We start from the raw sequence: 20049 nt of genomic DNA, 5'->3' as shown, positions 1-20049 counted from the left end.
GCTAAGGGAGTTCCTGACATGAACAGTCCGAAGAGAGGCTCGTTGACCTTGCTGGCCGGCGCGATGCTGCTGGCAAGCTCGGCCGCCTTCGCCAACGTGGAACCGACCAAGCCGGTAACCATGGCCAAGGAACTGCAACAGGCCAAGACCTACACCGTCAGCAGCGCCCCGACCGCGCCGCTGGAACTGGAAAAGCCGACGCTGCCAGACACCGCCGGCTACACCGCCGACGCCATCGCCGCGAAAATCGTGCGCACCAAGGCCGGCAAAATCAGCGTGCGTCGGATGATGCAAGAGAACGCGCTGAAGGACTTCATCGGCGGCGATAACAAGATGGCCGAATGGGTGGTGCGTCAGCACGGTATCCCGCAGGCGATCTTCATCGACGACGGCTACATGAACCTCAAGGACCTGGCGAAGAAACTGCCCAAGCAGTACTTCAGCGAAACCTCGCCGGGCGTGTTCCTGGCGAAATTGCCGATTGTGGTCGGTGAGAAAGGCATCCTCGAAATCGACAAGCAGACCCAGGAATTGCGCCTGTCCCAAGAGGCCGGTTCATTCCTGGTCAACGACGGCCAGCTGTTTGTGCGCGACACCAAAATCACTGGCTGGCGCGAGAAGGACAACGGCCCGGCGACGTTCAAGTCGCCGAAGGAATTCCGTCCGTTCCTGCTGGCCTGGGGCGGCACCCAGACCTACATCGCCAACAGCAAGATGGCCAGTTTCGGCTACGCCAACAGTAAGTCGTATGGCGTAAGTATTTCCCAGTACACGCCGAACATGGCCAAGGTGCTCAAGCGTCCTGAACCGACCGGCTGGATCGTCGGCTCCGAGTTCTCGGACATGTGGTACGGCTTCTACTGCTACGAAACCCGCGACTTCGTGGTCAAGGGCAACACCTACAAAGACAACATCGTCTACGGCATCGACCCGCATGACCGTTCGCACGGCCTGATCATCGCCGACAACACCGTTTACGGGACCAAGAAGAAGCACGGGATCATCATTTCCCGTGAGGTCAACGACAGCTTCATCTTCAACAACCGCAGCTACGACAACAAGTTGTCGGGCCTGGTGATCGACCGGAACAGTGTCAACAACATCATCGCCTACAACGAGATCTACAAGAACCACACCGACGGCATCACCCTCTACGAGAGTGCCGACAACCTGCTGTGGGCGAACAAGGTGATCAGCAACCGTCGCCACGGCATCCGCATTCGTAACAGCGTGAACATTCGCCTGTACGAAAACCTGTCCATGGCCAACGGCCTGACCGGTGTCTACGGCCACATCAAGGACCTGAGCGACACCGACCGGGACATCAAGCTCGACCCGTTCGATGCCCAGGTGTCGCTGATCGTTGTCGGCGGCGAACTGGCCGGCAACGGCAGCGGCCCGCTGTCCATCGACTCGCCGCTGAGCGTCGAGCTGTATCGCGTGTCCATGCTTGCCCCGACCAAATCCAGCGGCATCAGCTTCAGCGGGATTCTCGGCGAGCGTCAGGATGAAATTCTCGACCTGCTGGTGCGCCAGCAGAAAGCCGTGCTGATCGACCCTGTCGAACGCCAGACCGAAATGCGGGACTGAGGATAATTTTATGCACCCACACTTGATCAAATTACTCAGCTTGTCGGCCCTGACCGCCGGCATTCTCGCGGCCAGCGGCGGCGTTCGTGCAGATGAAGCCAAAGCGCCGACATTCAACGCCGAACCGTGCTGCAACCTGTGCCCCGAAGCCCACGACGCGAAGAACTACACCACGCGTTATCAGCAGAACTTCACCACGCTGGTGCAGGCTCAGGGTGACTGGTTGTTCCGTACGCAAGAAGACTTGCGCACCGAATTCGACACCACCCCCGCCGGCTACAAACGCATGAAAGAACTGCACGATGCGTTCAAGAGCAAAGGCGTGGAGCTGGTGATTGTTTACCAACCCACTCGTGGCCTGGTGAACCGCAACAAGCTCAATCCGGAAGACAAGGCCAGGTTCGATTTCGACAAGGCGCTGAGGAACTACAAGACCATGCTCGGCCGCTTTGCCGCCATGGGTTACGTGGTGCCGGACCTGTCGCCGCTGACCAACGAGTCGCTGCCCGATACCCTGCCCGCCCACGACTTCTACTTCCGTGGCGACCAGCACTGGACGCCGTATGGCGCTCAGCGCACGGCAAAAATCGTCGGCGAAAAAATCAAGCAACTGCCTGAGTTTGCCGGCATTCCCAAGCGTGAATTCGAGAGCCACAAGTCGGGTCGCATGGGCAAGACCGGAACGTTGCACAACATGGCCGGTCAACTCTGTGGCACCAGCTACGCGATCCAGTACATGGATCAATTCACCACCGAGCCAAAAGGCGAAGCGGCGGATGGCGATCTGTTCAGTGATTCCGGCAACCCGGAAATCACCCTGGTCGGCACCAGCCACAGTGGCAAGAACTACAACTTCGCCGGTTTCCTCGAAGAGGCCATCGGCGCCGACATCCTCAACGTGGCGTTCCCCGGCGGTGGCCTGGAAGGTTCGATGCTGCAGTACCTGGGCAGCGAAGAGTTCCAGACCAAGCCGCCGAAGATTCTGATCTGGGAATTCTCGCCGCTCTATCGCCTCGACCAGGAAACCATCTACCGCCAGATGATGGCGCTGCTGGACAACGGTTGCGAAGGCAAGGATGCACAGATGTCCGGCAGCACCACGTTGAAACCGGGCAAGAACGAATTGATGGTCAACAGCAAGAACCTGAACCTGCAAAACAGCAGTCACCAGGTCGACATCCGTTTCGCCGATCCGTCGGTGAAAACCTTGCAAGCCACCCTCTGGTACATGAACGGTCGCCACGAGGACATCAAGATCGAAAAACCGGAAACCTCCGACACCGACGGGCGTTTCGCCTTTGAGTTGCGCACGGACGAAGACTGGGCCTCGCAGAATCTGCTGGCCGTCGAAATCCAGGGTCCTGAAGCAGGTGCCGCGCAGCAGAAAGTCGAAGCGAAAATCTGCAAACGCAACGTGTTCCCGAGTGCCGAGCAGCGTACTGCTTCGGTCGGGCAATGAGGCAATCATGCAAACCCGAACTTTGAAAAAACTACTCGCGCCCTCCCTGCTGACGCTGGCGATGTTCGCCGGCGCCACCCAGGCCGCCGCGCCGCTGCGTCCGCCACAGGGTTACTTCGCGCCGATTGAAAAAGTCAAAACCGGCGACAGCAAAGAAGGCTGTGACGCGATGCCGACGCCGTACACCGGCGCGCTGCAATTTCGCAGCAAATACGAAGGTTCCGACAAGGCCCGTTCGACCCTGAACGAGGTATCGGAAAAAGCCTTCCGCGACACCACCGCCGACATCACCAAGATCGAGCGCGGCACCAGCAAACGCGTGATGCAGTTCATGCGTGACGGTCGCCCGGAACAGCTCGAATGCACGCTGAACTGGTTGACCGCCTGGGCCAAGGCCGATGCGTTGATGTCCAAAGACTTCAACCACACCGGCAAATCGATGCGCAAATGGGCGTTGGGCAGCATGGCGTCTTCGTACATCCGCCTGAAATTCTCCGACTCGCATCCGTTGGCGAACCATCAGCAAGAGTCGCAGTTGATTGAAGCCTGGTTCAGCAAAATGGCCGATCAGGTGGTCAGCGATTGGGACAACCTGCCGCTGGAACAAACCAACAACCACTCGTACTGGGCAGCGTGGTCGGTGATGGCAACGTCCGTCGCCACCAACCGCCGCGACCTGTTCGACTGGGCCGTGAAGGAATACAAGGTCGGCGCCAATCAGGTCGACGCCCAAGGCTTCTTGCCCAACGAACTCAAGCGCCAGCAACGCGCCCTCGCCTATCACAACTACGCCCTGCCGCCGCTGGCGATGATCGCCAGTTTCGCTCAGGTCAACGGTGTGGATCTGCGTCAGGAAAACAACGGCGCGTTGAAACGTTTGGGTGATCGAGTGCTCGCCGGGGTTAAAGACCCCGACATCTTCGAGAACAAGAACGGCAAGGAACAGGACATGACCGACCTCAAGGTCGACTCGAAATTCGCCTGGCTCGAACCGTTCTGCACGCTCTACACCTGCTCGCCGGATGTGCTTGAGAAAAAGCACGAGATGCAGCCGTTCAAGACCTTCCGCCTCGGGGGTGACCTGACCAAGGTCTACGACCCGGCGAACGAAAAAGGCAAAGGTTCTTAACGCATAACCTTTGTAGGAGCGAGGCTTGCCCGCGAAGAACGATGACACGGTTCATCAGTTCAACCGCATAACGGCCTTCGCGGGCAAGCCTCGCTCCTACAAGGTTCGCGGTGGTTTGAATGCAATGCATCTCCCCAGGTTTTTGGTGGGGGGGTTTGGGGGGGGCTGCGGCCCTTGACTGTTGGTTAAACATGGAGAGACCGGGATGGTATTTTCATCCAACGTGTTCCTGTTTTTGTTCCTGCCGATCTTTCTCGGCATGTACTACTTGAGCGGAATACGCTATCGCAACCTGCTGCTGCTGATCGCCAGCTATGTGTTCTATGCCTGGTGGCGCGTGGACTTCCTGGCGTTGTTCGCCGCCGTCACGCTGTGGAACTACTGGATCGGCCTCAAAGTCGGCGCCGCAGGCGTTCGGACCAAACCGGCCCAGCGCTGGCTGCTGCTCGGCGTGGCCGTCGACCTGTGCATTCTCGGCTACTTCAAGTACGCCAACTTCGGTGTCGACAGCATCAACGCGATGATGACGTCGGTGGGTCTGTCGCCGTTCATCCTGACCCACGTGCTGTTGCCGATCGGGATCTCGTTCTACATCTTCGAGTCCATCAGCTACATCATCGACGTCTACCGTGGTGACACCCCGGCAACGCGCAACCTGATCGACTTTGCGGCGTTCGTGGCGATCTTCCCGCACTTGATTGCCGGCCCGGTGTTGCGTTTCCGCGACCTGGCCGACCAGTTCAACAACCGCACCCACACCCTCGACAAGTTCTCCGAGGGCTGCACGCGGTTCATGCAGGGTTTCATCAAGAAGGTCTTCATCGCCGACACCCTCGCGGTGGTGGCCGACCATTGCTTCGCCTTGCAGAACCCGACCACGGGCGATGCCTGGCTCGGCGCGCTGGCGTACACCGCGCAGTTGTATTTCGACTTCTCCGGTTACAGCGACATGGCCATCGGCCTGGGCTTGATGATGGGTTTCCGCTTCATGGAAAACTTCAAGCAGCCGTACATCAGCCAGTCGATCACCGAGTTCTGGCGTCGCTGGCACATCAGCCTGTCCACCTGGCTGCGTGACTACCTGTACATCACGCTGGGCGGTAACCGTAAAGGCACGCTGATGACCTATCGCAACCTGTTCCTGACCATGCTGCTCGGTGGTCTGTGGCACGGCGCGAACATCACCTACATCGTGTGGGGTGCGTGGCACGGCATGTGGCTGGCGATTGAAAAGGCCCTGGGCCTGAACACTTCGCCGCGCAGCATCAACCCGATCCGCTGGGCGCTGACCTTCCTGCTGGTAGTGATGGGCTGGGTGATCTTCCGCGCCGAAAACCTGCACGTCGCCGGCCGCATGTACGGCGCGATGTTCAGCTTCGGCGAGTGGTCGCTGTCGGAACTCAATGAGGCCAACCTCACCGGTCTGCAAGTGGCGACTCTGGTGGTGGCGTACGCAACCCTGGCGTTCTTCGGCATCCGTGATTTCTACAGCAACCAGCCACCGGTCAAGACCAAACCTGCAGTCAACGTCGAGGCCGATGGCCCTGCCGGTGCGACACCAGGAATGATCAAAGCCGTACCGGGCGACAACCCGGCCAGCATCCACCAACCGGGCTACACCGTTGGCGTCGAAGCCACCGTGCAGCCGGCTTACTGGACGGCGGACTGGTCGCGTTACGTGATGCGCACGCTGGTACTGGTGCTGTTCATTGCCTCGATTTTCAAACTCTCGGCGCAAAGCTTCTCGCCGTTCCTTTACTTCCAGTTCTGAGGGATCTGACCATGACCCGCTCATTACGCATCTTCTACATCGCCCTGTTCCTGGTGACCCTGCTGGTCCTGGGCCTGTGGTCGACGCGCAGCTTCTTCGGCTTCAGCACCAACGCCGATGCGACGGTGCTCAATGGCCGCTGGGCCAAGGCTGTCGAAACGCACTACGACGACGAGTTCCCGATCAAGCGCCTGGGCACCAACCTCTGGGCCGCGCTGGATTTCAAACTGTTCAACGAAGGTCGTCCGGGCGTCGTGCTCGGTCGCGATCAGTGGTTGTACAGCGACGAAGAATTTAACCCGATCGTCAACGAAGAGTTGAACCTGCAAGGCAACTACGCGCTGGTCGAAGGCGTGCGCCAGGAACTGAAGGAGAAAGGCGTGAAACTGGTGATGGCGATCGTGCCGGCCAAGACTCGCCTGTATCCGGAACACCTGGGCGAAGTGAAGCCTTCGAGCATTCACGCCAATCTTTATGAGGACTTCCACGCTCGTCTGGCGGCCAACAAGATCCTCGCACCCGACCTGTACGGCCCCCTGCTGAAGGCCAAGCTCGACGGTCAGCAAGTGTTCCTGCGCACCGACACCCACTGGACCCCGGAAGGCGCGCAAATCGCCGCCCAGACCCTGGCCAAAACCATTGCCGAGAAAACCCCGCTCAGCGGCGAGCCTCAGCGCTTCGTCACCGAGCCGGCAGAGAAAGTGACCCACAAGGGTGACCTGCGTTTGTTCCTGCCGCTCGACCCGCTGTTCGAAAACCTGATGCCCGCGACCGAGCCGTTGCAGAAGCGCAACACCGTGGTGGCCGACGATCAGGCTGGCGGTGATGACGCGCTGTTCGCCAATACCGAAGTGCCGGTGGCCCTGATCGGCACCAGCTACAGCGCCAACCCGAACTGGAACTTCGTCGGCGCGCTGAAAGAGGCGCTGAACAGCGACGTGGTCAATTACGCCGAAGACGGCCACGGCCCGATTCTGCCGATGCTCAGCTACCTGAAAAGCGATGCCTTCAAGAACAGCCCGCCACAGGTGCTGATCTGGGAGTTTCCTGAACGTTATCTGCCTGTAAACAACGAAATCGGCGACGCCGACCCGCAGTGGGTCGCAGCGCTCAAAGAAGCCGGCGCCCGCCAACAAAACGTAGCCGTAAACACTAAATCCGAGACGCCCGACCGGGCGCAAAACTGAAAGAGAGGTACACCATGACTTTCACTACTACTCCTCGCCGTCTCGCCAAGACCTTTGCTCTGGCCGCAACCTTCAGCGTGCTGTCCATGAACGCCTTCGCCGCCGGTGACTCGGCCCTCTACGGTCCGACCGCGCCTAAAGGTTCGAGCTTCGTACGGGTCTATAACGCCGGTAACGCTGAAGTCAGCGCCACCGTCGGCAGCACCAGCCTGAGCGACGTCGCGCCGCTGTCCAGCACAGACTTCAGCTTCATGCCGGGCGGCGACTACAGCGCCAAGGTCGGCAGCCAGACCCTGCCGGTGAAACTGGCCGGCGATCACTATTACACCCTGGTCAACAACGCCAGCGGCGCGCCGCAACTGATCGAAGAGCCGCCGTTCAAGAACAAGCAGAAATCCCTGGTTCGCGTACAGAACCTGAGCGACAAGGCCCTGACCCTGAAAACCGCCGACGGCAAGACCGAAGTGGTCCCGTCCGTGGCCGCCAAGGGCCGTGGCGAGCGTGAAATCAACCCGGTCAAAGTCAGCCTGGCGCTATACGATGGCGCCACGAAAGTGGGCGACGTGAAACCGGTTGCCCTGGAACGCGGTGAAGCGGCGGTGCTGTACGTCACCGGCAACGGCAGCAGCCTGTCGCCAGTCTGGGTAAAACGCCCGGTTTCGACGCGCTAACAAATTTTTCCTGATTGCTGATGGCCCACAGGCCCGCTGAAAAAACGCGGTCCCCTGTAGGAGCCGGCTTGCCGGCGATGGCGTCCTCAAGGGCCCCATCGCCGGCAAGCCGGCTCCTACAAAGGGCGAGGCAATCGGGACACGAAACAAAAACAAGAGTGAAACGACAGAACGCAGTAGCTCTGACCCATACGATTTTCAAGGAGTAACAACATGATTCCGGTGATCTTGTCAGGTGGTAGTGGCTCACGTCTTTGGCCGCTTTCCCGTAAGCAGTTTCCTAAACAATTCCTGGCCCTGACCGGCGAACACACGCTGTTCCAGCAAACCCTGGAACGCCTGGTGTTCGAAGGCATGGACACCCCGATCGTGGTCTGCAACAAAGACCACCGCTTCATCGTCAACGAGCAACTGAGCAACCGTAAGCTGGAAACCCAGCGCATCCTGATGGAACCGTTCGGCCGCAACACCGCGCCGGCCGTGGCCCTGACTGCGATGATGCTGGTCAACGAAGGTCGTGACGAGCTGATGCTGGTGCTGCCGGCCGACCACGTACTGGAAGACCAGAAAGCCCTGCAACGCGCCCTGGCTCTGGCCACCGTCGCCGCCGAAAACGGCGAAATGGTGCTGTTCGGCGTCCCGGCCACCAAACCGGAAACCGGCTACGGCTACATCAAGTCGACCAACGACTCGCTGCTGCCGGAAGGCGTCAGCCGCGTCTCGCACTTCGTTGAAAAACCGGACGTGAAACGCGCCACCGAGTTCGTCCAGTCCGGCGGTTACTTCTGGAACAGCGGCATGTTCCTGTTCCGCGCCAGCCGCTTCCTGGAAGAGCTGAAAAAGCACGATCCGGACATCTACGACACCTGCCTGCTGACCCTGGAACGCAGCCAACAGGATGCCGACACCGTCACCATCGACGAAGCCACCTTCGCCTGCTGCCCGGACAATTCCATCGATTACTCGGTCATGGAAAAAACCCAGCGCGCCTGCGTCGTACCGCTGACTGCGGGCTGGAGCGATGTCGGTTGTTGGTCGTCGTTGTGGGAAGTGAACGAGAAAGACGCCAACGGCAACGTCACCAAAGGCGATGTGGTCATTCAGGACAGCAAAAACTGCATGATCCACGGCAATGGCAAACTGGTGTCGGTGATCGGCCTGGAAAACATCGTGGTCGTCGAAACAAAGGACGCCATGATGATTGCGCACAAGGACAAGGTCCAAGGCGTGAAACAGATGGTCAACACCCTCAACGAACAGGGCCGCACCGAAACGCAGAACCACTGCGAAGTCTATCGTCCGTGGGGCTCCTACGACTCGGTCGACATGGGCGGTCGCTTCCAGGTCAAGCACATCTCGGTCAAACCGGGCGCGTGCCTGTCACTGCAAATGCACCACCACCGCGCCGAACACTGGATCGTGGTCAGTGGCACCGCTGAAGTGACCTGCGACGAGAACGTGTTCCTGCTGTGCGAGAACCAGTCGACCTACATTCCGATCGCTTCGGTTCACCGTTTGCGCAACCCGGGCAAGATTCCACTTGAGATTATTGAAGTGCAATCGGGCAGCTATCTGGGTGAGGACGATATCGAGCGGTTTGAAGATATCTATGGTCGGTCTACGCCGATCGAGCGCGGGGTTTCGGTGAAAACCATCGCGCAGTAAGCGTTCAGTAAAACGAGAAGCCCCCGTCCAGTCCGCTGCGTCCCCATCCGCAGTGGGTTGGTCGGGGGCTTTTTTGGCTGGATTCTTTATTGCCCAGGCGGGCCTCATCGCGGGCAAGCCCGCTCCCACAGGGTGTTCGATTGTTCACAAATTTTGTGTTCGCCTCCGATCACTATGGGAGCGGGCTTGCCCGCGATGAGGTCCGTTAATTCACCGCAGAAATAAAGCCCATCGCCAACCCCTCCCACGCTTAGGTAGGATGACCTTCTCTCCTCCGAGGTTTCGCGTCATGTTCATCGGCGTCCTGCTGGTCATCACCTGGCTCATCCTGCTGCTGCGATATCCCGCCAAGGCTCTGCCGGTTTCAGTCGCGGCCGCCATCGGACTGGGGCTGGTGGCCACCTGGGTGGTCTGGCTGGACAATCGCGAGGTCAAGCAATTGGCGCGCCTTGAGTTGCGCATCACTTACGCGCCGGAGCACTGCCCGGCGGATCGCCCGTTGTTATTGAAGATGAACAACGGCAACGACGTGCCGCTGACCGAACTGCGCTGGCGCGTCGCTGCCTACGCGCCGGGCGATACGGTCAACCTCGCCGACAATCAATACGCCGCACCGCGTTATCGCGGCCCTGGTGAACTGCAGGCCGGGGCGAACTGGGAAGATTGCTTGCCCATGCCGCCGCTGCGTCCCGGTTATCGCCCGCAAACCCTGGAGTTTCGCGCCGAGCGTTTGCAGGGTAGTTTCTCCGACTGATCCCCACTCTTCCCTTTGCACAAGGACCGCGCCATGCCCGTTGCGTTGATTACCGGTTGTTCCAGCGGCATTGGCCGCGCTCTGGCGGATGCCTTTAAAGGTGCCGGTTATAAAGTCTGGGCCAGCGCCCGCAAGGCTGAAGACGTTGCCGCGTTGACGGCGGCCGGTTTCACTGCCGTGCAACTGGACGTCAACGATGGCGTGGCACTTGACGCGTTGGCCGGGCAGATCAACCAGCAACATGGCGGCCTCGATGTACTGATCAACAACGCCGGTTATGGCGCCATGGGGCCGCTGCTGGACGGCGGTGTGCCGGCCATGCAGCGGCAGTTCGAAACCAATGTGTTTGCGATTGTCGGTGTGACACGCGCGCTGTTTCCGGTGCTGCGCCGGGCCAAAGGGATAGTGGTGAACATCGGCAGTGTTTCCGGGGTTCTGGTCACGCCATTTGCCGGTGCTTACTGCGCCTCGAAAGCCGCAGTGCACGCCTTGAGCGATGCGTTGCGCATGGAACTGGCGCCGTTTGGCGTGCGGGTAATGGAGGTGCAACCGGGCGCCATCGCCTCCAGTTTTGCCAAGAATGCCGGGGCCGAGGCGGAGCAGTTGATCAGTGAACAATCACCGTGGTTTCCGCTGCGCGAAGGCATTCGTGCGCGGGCCAAGGCGTCCCAGGACAACCCGACGCCGGCCAGTGAGTTTGCCGTCGGTTTGCTCAAGGCGGTGCAGCAGGACAAACCGCCGCGCCTGATTCGCTTGGGCAATGGCAGCCGGGCGTTGCCGTTGTTGGCCGGGTTGCTGCCCAAAGGGTTGCTGGAGTCGGGGTTGATGAAGCGGTTCGGGTTGCGCGGGCAGCTTTGAGACCGCGTTATCGTTCTTCGCGGGCAAGCCTCGCTCCTACAGGTTTTGCGCGAGCCTTGTAGGAGCGAGGCTTGCCCGCGAAAGCGTCAGATCAGACTCTGCAAAATTTTCAGGAAGTAACATGACCGACTACACCGAATACTTCACCGAAGTGATCCAGGCCCACGTCGCCATCGAGCAATGGCTGGCCGAAGAACGAAACGCCACCGAACTTGAACACTTGCTCGCCCGTTTTTCACCGCAGTTTTCCATGGTCTCGCCGTTGGGCCGAGTGCTGGATTTCGACGCGCTTGGCGAGTTGTTCCGGATGGCGGGCGGGAAGAAGCTCGGGTTCAGGATTGAGCTCAGCGAGTTGCGTGGCATTGCGCTGTCCGACAACGGCGCGACCGTGAGTTATCGCGAGCAGCAGACCGATGCGACCGGACTGCAGACGGACCGGCGTTCGACGGTGGTGTTTGAGAAGCAGGCCAGTGGCAAGGTGGTTTGGCGGCATTTGCATGAAACGTTTTGCAAGGAGTGAACTGTAAGACCGAGGCGCCTGCATCGCCAGCAAGCCGGCTCCTACAAACAGGTGTCGTACACACATTTTTGTGTTCGGCGCAAAACCTGTAGGAGCCGGCTTGCTGGCGATGCAGGCAACTCGGTCTAACTATTGGTTAACCACCACCGTGCACGTAATCCCCGCCGCCAACAACACCCCTTCCGGCACTTCATCAATGTGAATCCGCACCGGCACCCGCTGTGCCAGGCGCACCCAGTTGAACGTCGGGTTCACGTCCGCAATCAGCTCGCGGCTTTCCGGGTTATCGCGGTCGTAGATCCCGCGAGAAATACTCTCCACATGCCCCTTGAGCACTTCGCCGCTCATCAGTTGCATGTCGGCCTTGTCGCCCACCCGCACGTGCGGCAGTTTGGTTTCTTCGAAGAAGCCGTAGACCCAGAACGAGTTCATATCGACCACGGCCATTTTCGCTTCGCCGATGCGTGCGTAGTCGCCGGGATGCACGTTGAGGTTGGTCACGTAACCGTCCACCGCCGCGCGCACTTCGGTGCGTTTGAGGTTCAGTTCGGCGGCTTCCAGTTGCGCTTGCGCGTGCTGGTAATCGGCGAGGGCCGAGTCGGCGATATTGCTGGCGTCGTCGCGGTTTTCCCTGGAGATCACCAAGGCATCCATGTCGGCGCGGCGATGGGCGTTGACCTTGCGCATCTCCCACGTCGACTTGCGTGAAGCCACCAGTGCCTGCGCCTGTTTGACCGCGATGCGGTAGTGCTCGGGGTCGATGCGCATCAGCAGATCGCCCTTCTTCACCTGTTGGTTGTCGCGCACCGGCACTTCCACCACTTCACCGGTGACGTCGGCGGCGACGTTGATGATGTCGGCGCGCACCCGACCGTCGCGGGTCCACGGCGTGTTCATGTAATGCACCCACAGGGTTCGGCCGATCCACAGCGCGAGGGCCAGCACCAGCAGAGTGGCGAGCAGGCTGAAAAGCTTTTTCATCAGGGCCTTCTTCAGAGATAGAGAGTCAGTGGTAGACAGTCAGCGCCAAAGCACCAAACAGACAGGTAAACAAACTCAGGCGCAGCAGCGCCGGGTGCCAGAAAAAACGGTACAGATCGAACCCGGACAGGAACCGGTCCAGCGCCCAGGCCAGCACCGCGGCGATGAAAAACATCAGCGTCATGGTTGGCATGTACACGCCGTGGAAGGCGATTTCACGAGGCATGTTCAAGTCCTTGGGGCGTGGTCATTGCGTAGGCGGCAAGCGGTGATTGCGGGTCGAGTAATGAGGTGCGGATGAAATGCAGGTAGCTCTTCACCCGGCGCAACGCCGAGGTGTCGAAGTGCGGCGCGAAGGGCTCGTCGGTGGCTTGCACGCGGCTGATCGCATGATCGACCGCGATCAGGCAGCGCTGCAGATTGCTCTGGCCCGGTTGCAGAAACAGCCGCACCAGCGAACGGCCCATCACACGGATGGCCTGGCGCCACGGCTGCGATTCGGCGTACGCCGGGTGCACCGGCAGAATCGCCTGTTCCTTGCGCAACTCGATGATCGCGTGACCGACTTCCAGCACCACGAACATCCAGCGCAGCAAGTCCCGTTGCACCTGCGGCTGACCGGCGGCGAGGCCATAAGCCTGGTGCAGCAAATCCCGCGTACGGCTTTCGAAACTCGACGCCAGGCCCTTCAGTTTGCCGCTGATCGCATACACCACTTGCCCGCGCAGATCCTGCTCCAACCGGCGCCATAACCAGCGGCTGTTCGGCGGCAGGATGATCGCCCCCGCAGCGGCGCACACCAGCATGCCGAGCACCATGGCGATGTAGTCGTTGATGAAGGTGTAAGGGTTGTAGATGGTGAGGTTGTCCGGCACCGAACCGGTGCTGAAAAAGATCAGCAAACCGAGGCCGACACCGGCGTATTGCGGGCGCGAGGTCAGGAACGAACCGAGCACGATCACCGGCGCGAGCATCACGCACAGCAACGGAAAACCATCGATCCACGGGAAGATGAAAAACATCTCGACGAAGCCGATCAGCGCACCCAGGAATGTGCCGCAGGCCATCTGGAATGCCATGCGTTTCGGGTTCGGCGTTGCCGCCGAAAGGCCCACGGTGGCGGCGGCAATCAGGGTCATCATCGCCCCGCTCGGCCACGCGGTGGCGACCCAATAACTGCCCAGCACCACCAGAATAAACGCCGCGCGAATCCCCGAAGCGGCGGACGCCATCCAGTTGGTTTGCGGGGTGAAAGGCTCGTCCCACTGCTCCCGTTCATGACTGTGATCAGCCAGGGACGCGTGGGTCTGCGCATAACCGTGCAGGTCGTCGACGAAGCGATAAAGCAGCTCGTATGCGGTATGAAAATCGAGCTGCTCGGCGTCGCTTGGCTCGCTCTCCTGAAACGTCGCGCGCAGGCTGCGGACACGCGCCGGTAGCGCTTCCTTGTAGGCACTCAGCGCAATCACCAAGCGCGCGGCGTCAGGGCTGGTCAACGCGCGACCACTGAAACCGTCGAGCACTTCCGCGAGGTCCTGCAAGCCTGGTTTGATTGCCGCGACCACATGATCGGCGTCACTGCTGCGCAAACGTTCGAGCAGTTGGTGCAGGGCATTGAACCGGGTGGTGATGCCCATGAACTCGCTGTTCAAGCGACTGAGTCGGCCGTTGCGCCGACGCATGTGCGGGTCTTCGAACACGGTGACGCTACGCAACCCTTCCAGGCCGACCGCCTCGGCGATGAAGCGCACGTTGCTGGCTTCAAAAGCGTCCCGTTTGCTGCGACCGCGCAAGCCATCGGTGACAAACAAGGCGAACACACCAAAGCGCTGATACAAGGCGTTGCGCATCGCCGCGCTGGCGGTTTGCGGCAGGATAGCTGCGCTGACCAGCGTGGCGCAGAGAATCCCCAACGAGATTTCCAGCACGCGCCAAACCGCTGCCATGAACGCGCCCTCCGGGTGCGCCAGGGCCGGCAAGCCGACCATCGCGGCGGTGTACCCGGCCAGCACAAAACCGTAGGCGCGGAAGTTGCGAGAACGCGCCGCACCGGCCGAGCAGATGCCGACCCAGATCGCCAGCGAACCGAGGAACAACTCGGTGTTCTGTGCGAACAAGGCAATCAGCGCGACCATCACCGCCGACCCGGTCAGCGTGCCAAGGAAGCGATAAAAACTCTTGGCGAACACCTGGCCGCTTTGCGGCTGCATGACAATGAACACAGTGATCATTGCCGTGCGCGGTTGCGGCAATTCCAGACGCATGGCCAGCCACAGGGTCAGGAACGCGGCGAACAACACCTTGAAAATGTAGACCCAGGTCACGCCGTCGCTGCGTGCCCAGTCGAAGAAACCCCGGCGCCATTCAAGGGAATACAGCCAGCGCAGCGGTGCGGGCAAGGGAGTCATGAAATCCTGCTCAGTGAGATTCGGTTAACACACAGAACCTGTGGGAGCGAGCCTGCTCGCGATAGCGGTGTGTCAGGCGACATCATCATTGGCTGACACTCCCTCATCGCGAGCAGGCTCACTCCTACAGGTTTTGTGTTCAACGCAAAAGAACCGGGGTTTTCGGGGGCTGGGTTTTCTCAGCATTTGGCACGTCATTACCCGCACCAAGTCCACCACCGAGCGCCGTCACCAGTTCTGCATGCGCACTAAGCCGCGCAGCCTGAACCTGTTGCTGAACCTGCTGCTGTTTGAACAACAAGGTCTGGGCATTGAGCACGTTGAGGTAATCGGTGAGCCCGCGTTGATAAGCGATCATCGCGATGTCGTAAGTCTTCTGCGCGGTGGCCACGGACTCGGCGGCGAAGGTTTGCTGCTTGTCCATGGATTCGCGGCGGATCAACTGGTCGGAGATGTTTTTCAGCGCATTGACCAGCGTCTGGTTGTACTTGGCCACGGCGATGTCATAACCGGCCGAGGCTTCCCCCAACTCGGCGCGCAACCGGCCACCGTCGAAGATCGGCAACGAGATCGCCGGGCCGACGCTGTAGTTGAGTTTCTTGCCGGTCAAAAACTCCAGCGCACCGCCGCCGGTGGCCATGTAGCCGAGGCTGCCGACCAGATCGACGTTGGGGTAAAAACCCGCGTGAGCCACATCGATGCCCCGCGCCTGAGCCGCCACTTGCCAGCGGCTGGCGACCACGTCGGGACGCTGGCCGAGCAATTGCGCCGGCAGCGACGATGGCAGTTTCAGCGCAGTGCCCAATGCCAACGTGGGTCGCTGCAACTGCGCGCCGTCGCCCGGGCCTTTGCCTGCGAGAGCGGCAAGCTGGTTGCGGCTGAGGGCGATTTCTTCGTCCAGCGCATCGAGCTGGCGGTGGGTTTCCGGCAGCGGCGTTTCGGCCTGGCTGACTTCGAAGTGAGTACCGATGCCGCCGCTCAGGCGTTTCTGCGCGAGGTCGAGAATTTGCTGCTGCTGTTGCAGGGTCGCGGCGACGATGTCCCGTTGCGCGTAATGCAGCGACAGTTCGATGTAGGCGCGAACGATGTTGTTCTGCAGTTCGAGCTGGGCCAGACGCGCTTCGGCGGCGCTCATGTGCGCCATGTCGACGGCGCGCTCGGTGGCGTTGCTTTCACGGCCCCAGAGGTCGAGGGCGTAGCTGAAGCCCAGCGCGGCGTTGTTGTCCCACGTCGTCGCGTTGGCCAGCTCGCCCGGCCCGTAGAACTGATCGGTGGGCCAGTTGTGGCGCTTGAGGGTGGACCCGCCATTGATCTGCAGCGACTCGGCAGACTCGGCGATGCCCGCCATGGATTTGGCCTGACGCACCCGCGCCGCCGCCATGGCCATGGTCGGGCTGCCTTGCAGGGCGAGGTCGATCCAGCGGTTCAGTTGCGGGTCGCTGTAGGCTTGCCACCATTGCGCGGTGGGCCAGTGAGCGTCCTGCGCGGCGCTCTGGATGGCGTCGTCGGTGGCCAGTGAATTGGCCTCCAGTGCCTTGCCCTGCGGGGCAATACCTGCGGTTCCGATGCAGCCGCTGATTGCCAGGGTTAAAGCCAAAACACTGAGCGTCTGAAGCGCTCTGCTGATGCGACGCGGCACTGCTGAAAATTCCTGAAATAGGGGGAGGTACCAGATTCCTGTAGGAGCCGGCTTGCTGGCGATGGCATCGCCTCGGTGGGTCAGGAAAACCGCGGTGATGCCATCGCCAGCAAGCCGGCTCCTACAAGGGCGACCAATTCTAGGGGGCGGGTTTGATGGCGATAAGCTGGGATTCCTGTGAATCTTTGTTACCGTTAACGCGATAATCCCTTGGTCGGGGTCTCAGACTCTGAAACTTCGTGTCACAATTTGCCATCGCACCCGAGAGCACCCCATGGACACTTTGCAAAACATGCGCGCCTTCAGCTACGTGGCCGAGGCCGGCAGCTTCACCGCCGCCGCCGTGCAACTCGACACCACCACGGCCAACGTCTCGCGCGCGGTCTCCAACCTGGAAGCCCACCTGCAAACCCGCCTGCTCAACCGCACCACTCGTCGCATCGCCCTGACCGAGGCCGGCAAGCGTTATCTGTTGCGCTGCGAGCAGATCCTGGCGTACGTCGAAGAGGCCGAAGCCGAGGCCAGCGATGCCCACGCGCGCCCGGCCGGGCAACTCAAGGTGCACACCATGACCGGCATCGGTCAGCACTTCGTGATCGACGCCATCGCCCGCTACCGCAAGACCCATCCCGACGTGACCTTCGACCTGACCATGGCCAACCGTGTGCCGGACTTGCTCGACGAGGGTTACGACGTGTCCATCGTCCTTGCCAGCGAACTACCGGACTCGGGCTTCGTCTCCCAGCGCCTGGGCATCACCTACAGCATCGTTTGCGCCTCCCCGGCCTACGTGAAAGCCAACGGCTGCGCACACAAGCCCAGCGATTTGCTGAACCATGCGTGCCTGCGCCTGGTGAGCCCTGTGATTCCGCTCGAGAAATGGAATTTCGACGGCCCGGAAGGCCAGGAAATGGTCACCATCAACAGCTCGCCGTTTCTGGTGAACTCCGCCGATGCGATGAAAACCGCGATCATCAGCGGCATGGGCGTCGGCGTGTTGCCGGTGTATGCGGCGATCGAAGGCTTGCGCAACGGCACACTGGTGCGGGTGATGCCGAACTACCGCTCGCAGGAACTGAATCTCTATGCGATCTATCCGTCGCGGCAGTATCTGGATGCGAAGATCAAAACCTGGGTCGAGTATTTGCGCGGGTCGTTGCCGGAGATATTGGCGGCGCATCAGGCAGAACTGGCGGCGTATGAGTTGAGCGGAAGCCTGGGTGGGGCAAGATTGGCAAACTGACGACAGAACACTGTGGGAGCGAGACCGGCTTGCCGGCGATGGTCGTGAACGATAACGCTGTGATCCAGATACCCCGCGGTGTTCTCACGTTTTTCGCGAGCAGGCTCGCTCCTACAAAAAGCGTGGTGTCCTAGGACGTTTCCGACGCGTTCTGTCGGTTGTCGGGTGGGAAGCGAGATGGGTAGGCTTTGGGCGTCGCTGACGAATCAGCGACCGGGCCTGGAAACCCGAGGTTCAAGAGATAGATGCCGGACTTCATGACATACTACGGCGCTTTTTTTGCCCGTTAGCACTTGTTATGGCAGCTGTGCGTGGGAGACCTTCGGGTCTGCCGGGTTTTGCTCTTGCCTCGGTTTTCCAGCCCGCGCATAGCTGCCACCCTTTCGTCTGGAAACGAAAAATGGCGGCTCCATCAAGCAAGAGGAATACGCCATGAAAAAGCCGTCACCCAATCCGCCAGATGCGGAAGTCACCTCCCCCCAAAACTCATTCGCCCTGAAAGCCTCCATCCCGCCCCACACCCCCAGCCATCCATTCACCGTCGTCCCCGACATCAACACCGAAACCCTCCTGGTCCACGCCAGCGAATCCCTCGCCTCGGCCAGCGTCATGGCCAGCGACCTCGCCGGATTTCTCGACGGTCCCCACCGCAACACCCTGCTGGGCATTCAACAAGTCATCATGCTGGGCGAACTGGCCGTCAACCGCGCGCTGGATAACATCGACCCGCAGGATTAGGCAGTCACCCGCAATCCGTAGGAGCCGGCTTGCTGGCGATCGCTACAACACGGTGTGCCTGACCCACCGCCATCGCCGGCAAGCCAGCTCCTACAAGTTCGCGTACAAAGCACCCTTTGCGCATCACCCATCACCTGTAGGAGCCGGCTTGCTGGCGATCCATGCGACGCGGTGCATCAGGCGGACCGAGGTGCCTGGATCGCCAGCAAGCCGGCTCCTACAAATTCGTGTACGAAGTACCTTTTGCGCATCACCCATCCGACAGAGGGAAATGCGTGCATCCGAACCATCCGGGCACTCGCACAAAAGCGCGGAAGAATGTTAGCGTGCTTGGCATTCTCCACGCCCGACGAGCCCGCCTCCCATGAAAAAGACCGTCCTCGCTTTCAGCCGCGTCACTCCCGCCATGATCGAACGCCTCCAGCAGGATTTCGACGTCATCGTGCCTGACCCGAAAAAAGGCGACATCAACGCCCAATTCAACGAGGCCCTGCCCCATGCCCACGGTTTGATTGGCGTGGGTCGCAAGCTCGGTCGCGCACAACTGGAGAACGCGAGCAGCCTGGAGGTGGTGTCCAGCGTCTCGGTGGGCTACGACAACTACGACGTCGCGTACTTCAACGAACGCGGGATCATGCTGACCAACACGCCGGATGTGCTGACCGAAAGCACCGCCGACCTGGCCTTCTCCCTGATCATGAGCAGCGCCCGCCGCGTCGCCGAACTCGATGCCTGGACCAAGGCCGGTCAATGGCAAGCCACCGTCGGCGCCCCGCTGTTCGGCACCGATGTCTATGGCAAGACCCTGGGCATCGTCGGCATGGGTAACATCGGTGCCGCCATCGCCCGGCGCGGTCGGCTCGGTTTCAACATGACGATTATCTACAGTGGCAACAGCCGCAAAACTGCACTTGAGCAAGAGCTCGGTGCGCAGTTCCGCAGCCTCGATGAGTTGCTGGCCGAAGCCGATTTCGTTTGCCTGGTAGTGCCGCTCAGCGAAAAGACCAAACACCTGATCAGCCGCCGTGAACTGGCGCTGATGAAGTCGGACGCGATTCTGATCAACATCGCCCGCGGCCCGGTGGTGGACGAGCCCGCGCTGATCGAAGCGCTGCAAAACAACCAGATCCGTGGCGCCGGGCTGGATGTCTACGAGAAAGAACCGCTGGCCGAATCGCCGCTGTTCCAATTGAAAAACGCAGTGACTTTGCCGCACATCGGCTCCGCCACCCATGAAACCCGTGAAGCGATGGCCAATCGCGCCTTGGCCAACCTGCGCAGCGCCTTGTTGGGTGAACGACCGCAGGACCTGGTGAACCCGCAAGTCTGGAAAGGCTGAAAAAAACGGACAGGCGATTAAAGCGCCTGCCCGATTACAACTAAGCCTCACACGTCACAACACAACAAATACACAACTTGTAATTTAGTCCAGCCCT

Annotated in this window: 17 protein-coding genes; 13 read left to right on the top strand and 4 right to left on the bottom strand. The window is 60.5% G+C overall.

Translation table 11 applies throughout. The features are described 5' to 3' along the window. Window positions 1-18: 18 nt before the first annotated feature. The 10 genes from algG (at window position 19) to PMI32_RS24885 (ending at window position 11604) form a co-directional block, all read left to right on the top strand. Window positions 19-1590: a mannuronan 5-epimerase AlgG gene (gene algG / locus PMI32_RS24840; protein WP_008025367.1), complete on the top strand. Its 1572-nt coding sequence runs from the start codon at window positions 19-21 to the stop codon at window positions 1588-1590. A 10-nt stretch (window positions 1591-1600) separates the two neighbouring features. Continuing rightward, a complete protein-coding gene (locus tag PMI32_RS24845) occupies window positions 1601-3049 on the top strand; it encodes an alginate O-acetyltransferase (RefSeq protein ID WP_008025365.1) in 1449 nt (482 codons plus the stop codon). A gap of 7 nt (window positions 3050-3056) precedes the next feature. Next, window positions 3057-4178 carry a mannuronate-specific alginate lyase gene (locus PMI32_RS24850; protein ID WP_008025363.1) on the top strand — a complete coding sequence of 374 codons (1122 nt, stop codon included), beginning with the start codon at window positions 3057-3059 and terminating at the stop codon, window positions 4176-4178. 205 nt (window positions 4179-4383) lie between these two features. Beyond that, complete coding sequence (locus PMI32_RS24855) at window positions 4384-5949, top strand: MBOAT family O-acyltransferase (RefSeq protein WP_008025362.1); 1566 nt, start codon at window positions 4384-4386, stop codon at window positions 5947-5949. An 11-nt stretch (window positions 5950-5960) separates the two neighbouring features. Beyond that, on the top strand, window positions 5961-7136 hold the full coding sequence (locus tag PMI32_RS24860; protein ID WP_008025360.1) for an alginate O-acetyltransferase: 1176 nt from the start codon (window positions 5961-5963) through the stop codon (window positions 7134-7136). Window positions 7137-7150: 14 nt separating this feature from the next. Further along, entirely contained in the window at window positions 7151-7807 is a 657-nt protein-coding gene (locus PMI32_RS24865) for an alginate O-acetyltransferase AlgF (protein ID WP_008025358.1), read from the top strand. Window positions 7808-8020: 213 nt separating this feature from the next. Next, the gene (locus PMI32_RS24870) at window positions 8021-9472 is read left to right on the top strand and encodes a mannose-1-phosphate guanylyltransferase/mannose-6-phosphate isomerase (RefSeq protein ID WP_008025357.1); all 1452 of its coding nucleotides are present in this window, start codon (window positions 8021-8023) and stop codon (window positions 9470-9472) included. Between the two features lie 289 nt (window positions 9473-9761). Next, complete coding sequence (locus PMI32_RS24875) at window positions 9762-10226, top strand: hypothetical protein (RefSeq protein ID WP_008025356.1); 465 nt, start codon at window positions 9762-9764, stop codon at window positions 10224-10226. A gap of 33 nt (window positions 10227-10259) precedes the next feature. After that, on the top strand, window positions 10260-11084 hold the full coding sequence (locus PMI32_RS24880; RefSeq protein WP_008025354.1) for an SDR family oxidoreductase: 825 nt from the start codon (window positions 10260-10262) through the stop codon (window positions 11082-11084). Between the two features lie 121 nt (window positions 11085-11205). After that, window positions 11206-11604: a DUF4440 domain-containing protein gene (locus PMI32_RS24885; RefSeq protein ID WP_008025352.1), complete on the top strand. Its 399-nt coding sequence runs from the start codon at window positions 11206-11208 to the stop codon at window positions 11602-11604. 129 nt (window positions 11605-11733) lie between these two features. Here the strand turns inward: PMI32_RS24885 and PMI32_RS24890 are convergent, their stop codons facing one another. The 4 genes from PMI32_RS24890 to PMI32_RS24905 form a co-directional block, all read right to left on the bottom strand. Then, a complete protein-coding gene (locus tag PMI32_RS24890) occupies window positions 11734-12585 on the bottom strand; it encodes an efflux RND transporter periplasmic adaptor subunit (protein ID WP_008025351.1) in 852 nt (283 codons plus the stop codon). 25 nt (window positions 12586-12610) lie between these two features. After that, on the bottom strand, window positions 12611-12811 hold the full coding sequence (locus tag PMI32_RS24895) for a DUF1656 domain-containing protein (RefSeq protein WP_008025348.1): 201 nt from the start codon (window positions 12809-12811) through the stop codon (window positions 12611-12613). Beyond that, window positions 12801-14993, bottom strand: coding sequence for an FUSC family protein (locus PMI32_RS24900; protein WP_008025346.1), 2193 nt, complete (start codon window positions 14991-14993; stop codon window positions 12801-12803). The genes PMI32_RS24895 and PMI32_RS24900 overlap by 11 nt, the downstream gene beginning before the upstream one ends. A gap of 139 nt (window positions 14994-15132) precedes the next feature. Further along, window positions 15133-16632, bottom strand: coding sequence for an efflux transporter outer membrane subunit (locus tag PMI32_RS24905; RefSeq protein ID WP_008025345.1), 1500 nt, complete (start codon window positions 16630-16632; stop codon window positions 15133-15135). A gap of 274 nt (window positions 16633-16906) precedes the next feature. Between PMI32_RS24905 and PMI32_RS24910 the strand changes: the two genes are divergently transcribed. The 3 genes from PMI32_RS24910 to PMI32_RS24920 all read left to right on the top strand — a co-directional run bounded on the left by PMI32_RS24910 (window position 16907) and on the right by PMI32_RS24920 (window position 19952). Further along, complete coding sequence (locus PMI32_RS24910; protein WP_008025343.1) at window positions 16907-17875, top strand: LysR family transcriptional regulator; 969 nt, start codon at window positions 16907-16909, stop codon at window positions 17873-17875. Between the two features lie 432 nt (window positions 17876-18307). After that, the gene (locus PMI32_RS24915) at window positions 18308-18613 is read left to right on the top strand and encodes a DUF6124 family protein (protein WP_008025342.1); all 306 of its coding nucleotides are present in this window, start codon (window positions 18308-18310) and stop codon (window positions 18611-18613) included. 364 nt (window positions 18614-18977) lie between these two features. After that, the gene (locus PMI32_RS24920) at window positions 18978-19952 is read left to right on the top strand and encodes a 2-hydroxyacid dehydrogenase (RefSeq protein ID WP_008025340.1); all 975 of its coding nucleotides are present in this window, start codon (window positions 18978-18980) and stop codon (window positions 19950-19952) included. The last annotated feature ends 97 nt before the right edge of the window (window positions 19953-20049 follow it).

The organism is Pseudomonas sp. GM60 (genome assembly GCF_000282415.1).
Taxonomy (GTDB): domain Bacteria; phylum Pseudomonadota; class Gammaproteobacteria; order Pseudomonadales; family Pseudomonadaceae; genus Aquipseudomonas; species Aquipseudomonas migulae.
Note: the sequence above shows the minus strand (reverse complement) of the source record. Positions and strands in the feature narration are given on the sequence as shown.

What these genes read in the sequence shown, in the direction of transcription:
- PMI32_RS24885 (WP_008025352.1), top strand. Translation starts at nt 11,206, where the DNA reads ATGACCGACTACACCGAATACTTCACCGAAGTGATCCAGGCCCACGTC.
- PMI32_RS24895 (WP_008025348.1), bottom strand. Translation starts at nt 12,811, where the DNA reads ATGCCTCGTGAAATCGCCTTCCACGGCGTGTACATGCCAACCATGACG.
- PMI32_RS24875 (WP_008025356.1), top strand. Translation starts at nt 9,762, where the DNA reads ATGTTCATCGGCGTCCTGCTGGTCATCACCTGGCTCATCCTGCTGCTG.
- PMI32_RS24845 (WP_008025365.1), top strand. Translation starts at nt 1,601, where the DNA reads ATGCACCCACACTTGATCAAATTACTCAGCTTGTCGGCCCTGACCGCC.
- PMI32_RS24865 (WP_008025358.1), top strand. Translation starts at nt 7,151, where the DNA reads ATGACTTTCACTACTACTCCTCGCCGTCTCGCCAAGACCTTTGCTCTG.
- PMI32_RS24920 (WP_008025340.1), top strand. Translation starts at nt 18,978, where the DNA reads ATGAAAAAGACCGTCCTCGCTTTCAGCCGCGTCACTCCCGCCATGATC.
- PMI32_RS24850 (WP_008025363.1), top strand. Translation starts at nt 3,057, where the DNA reads ATGCAAACCCGAACTTTGAAAAAACTACTCGCGCCCTCCCTGCTGACG.
- PMI32_RS24880 (WP_008025354.1), top strand. Translation starts at nt 10,260, where the DNA reads ATGCCCGTTGCGTTGATTACCGGTTGTTCCAGCGGCATTGGCCGCGCT.
- PMI32_RS24890 (WP_008025351.1), bottom strand. Translation starts at nt 12,585, where the DNA reads ATGAAAAAGCTTTTCAGCCTGCTCGCCACTCTGCTGGTGCTGGCCCTC.
- algG (WP_008025367.1), top strand. Translation starts at nt 19, where the DNA reads ATGAACAGTCCGAAGAGAGGCTCGTTGACCTTGCTGGCCGGCGCGATG.
- PMI32_RS24855 (WP_008025362.1), top strand. Translation starts at nt 4,384, where the DNA reads ATGGTATTTTCATCCAACGTGTTCCTGTTTTTGTTCCTGCCGATCTTT.
- PMI32_RS24910 (WP_008025343.1), top strand. Translation starts at nt 16,907, where the DNA reads ATGGACACTTTGCAAAACATGCGCGCCTTCAGCTACGTGGCCGAGGCC.
- PMI32_RS24860 (WP_008025360.1), top strand. Translation starts at nt 5,961, where the DNA reads ATGACCCGCTCATTACGCATCTTCTACATCGCCCTGTTCCTGGTGACC.
- PMI32_RS24870 (WP_008025357.1), top strand. Translation starts at nt 8,021, where the DNA reads ATGATTCCGGTGATCTTGTCAGGTGGTAGTGGCTCACGTCTTTGGCCG.
- PMI32_RS24915 (WP_008025342.1), top strand. Translation starts at nt 18,308, where the DNA reads ATGAAAAAGCCGTCACCCAATCCGCCAGATGCGGAAGTCACCTCCCCC.
- PMI32_RS24900 (WP_008025346.1), bottom strand. Translation starts at nt 14,993, where the DNA reads ATGACTCCCTTGCCCGCACCGCTGCGCTGGCTGTATTCCCTTGAATGG.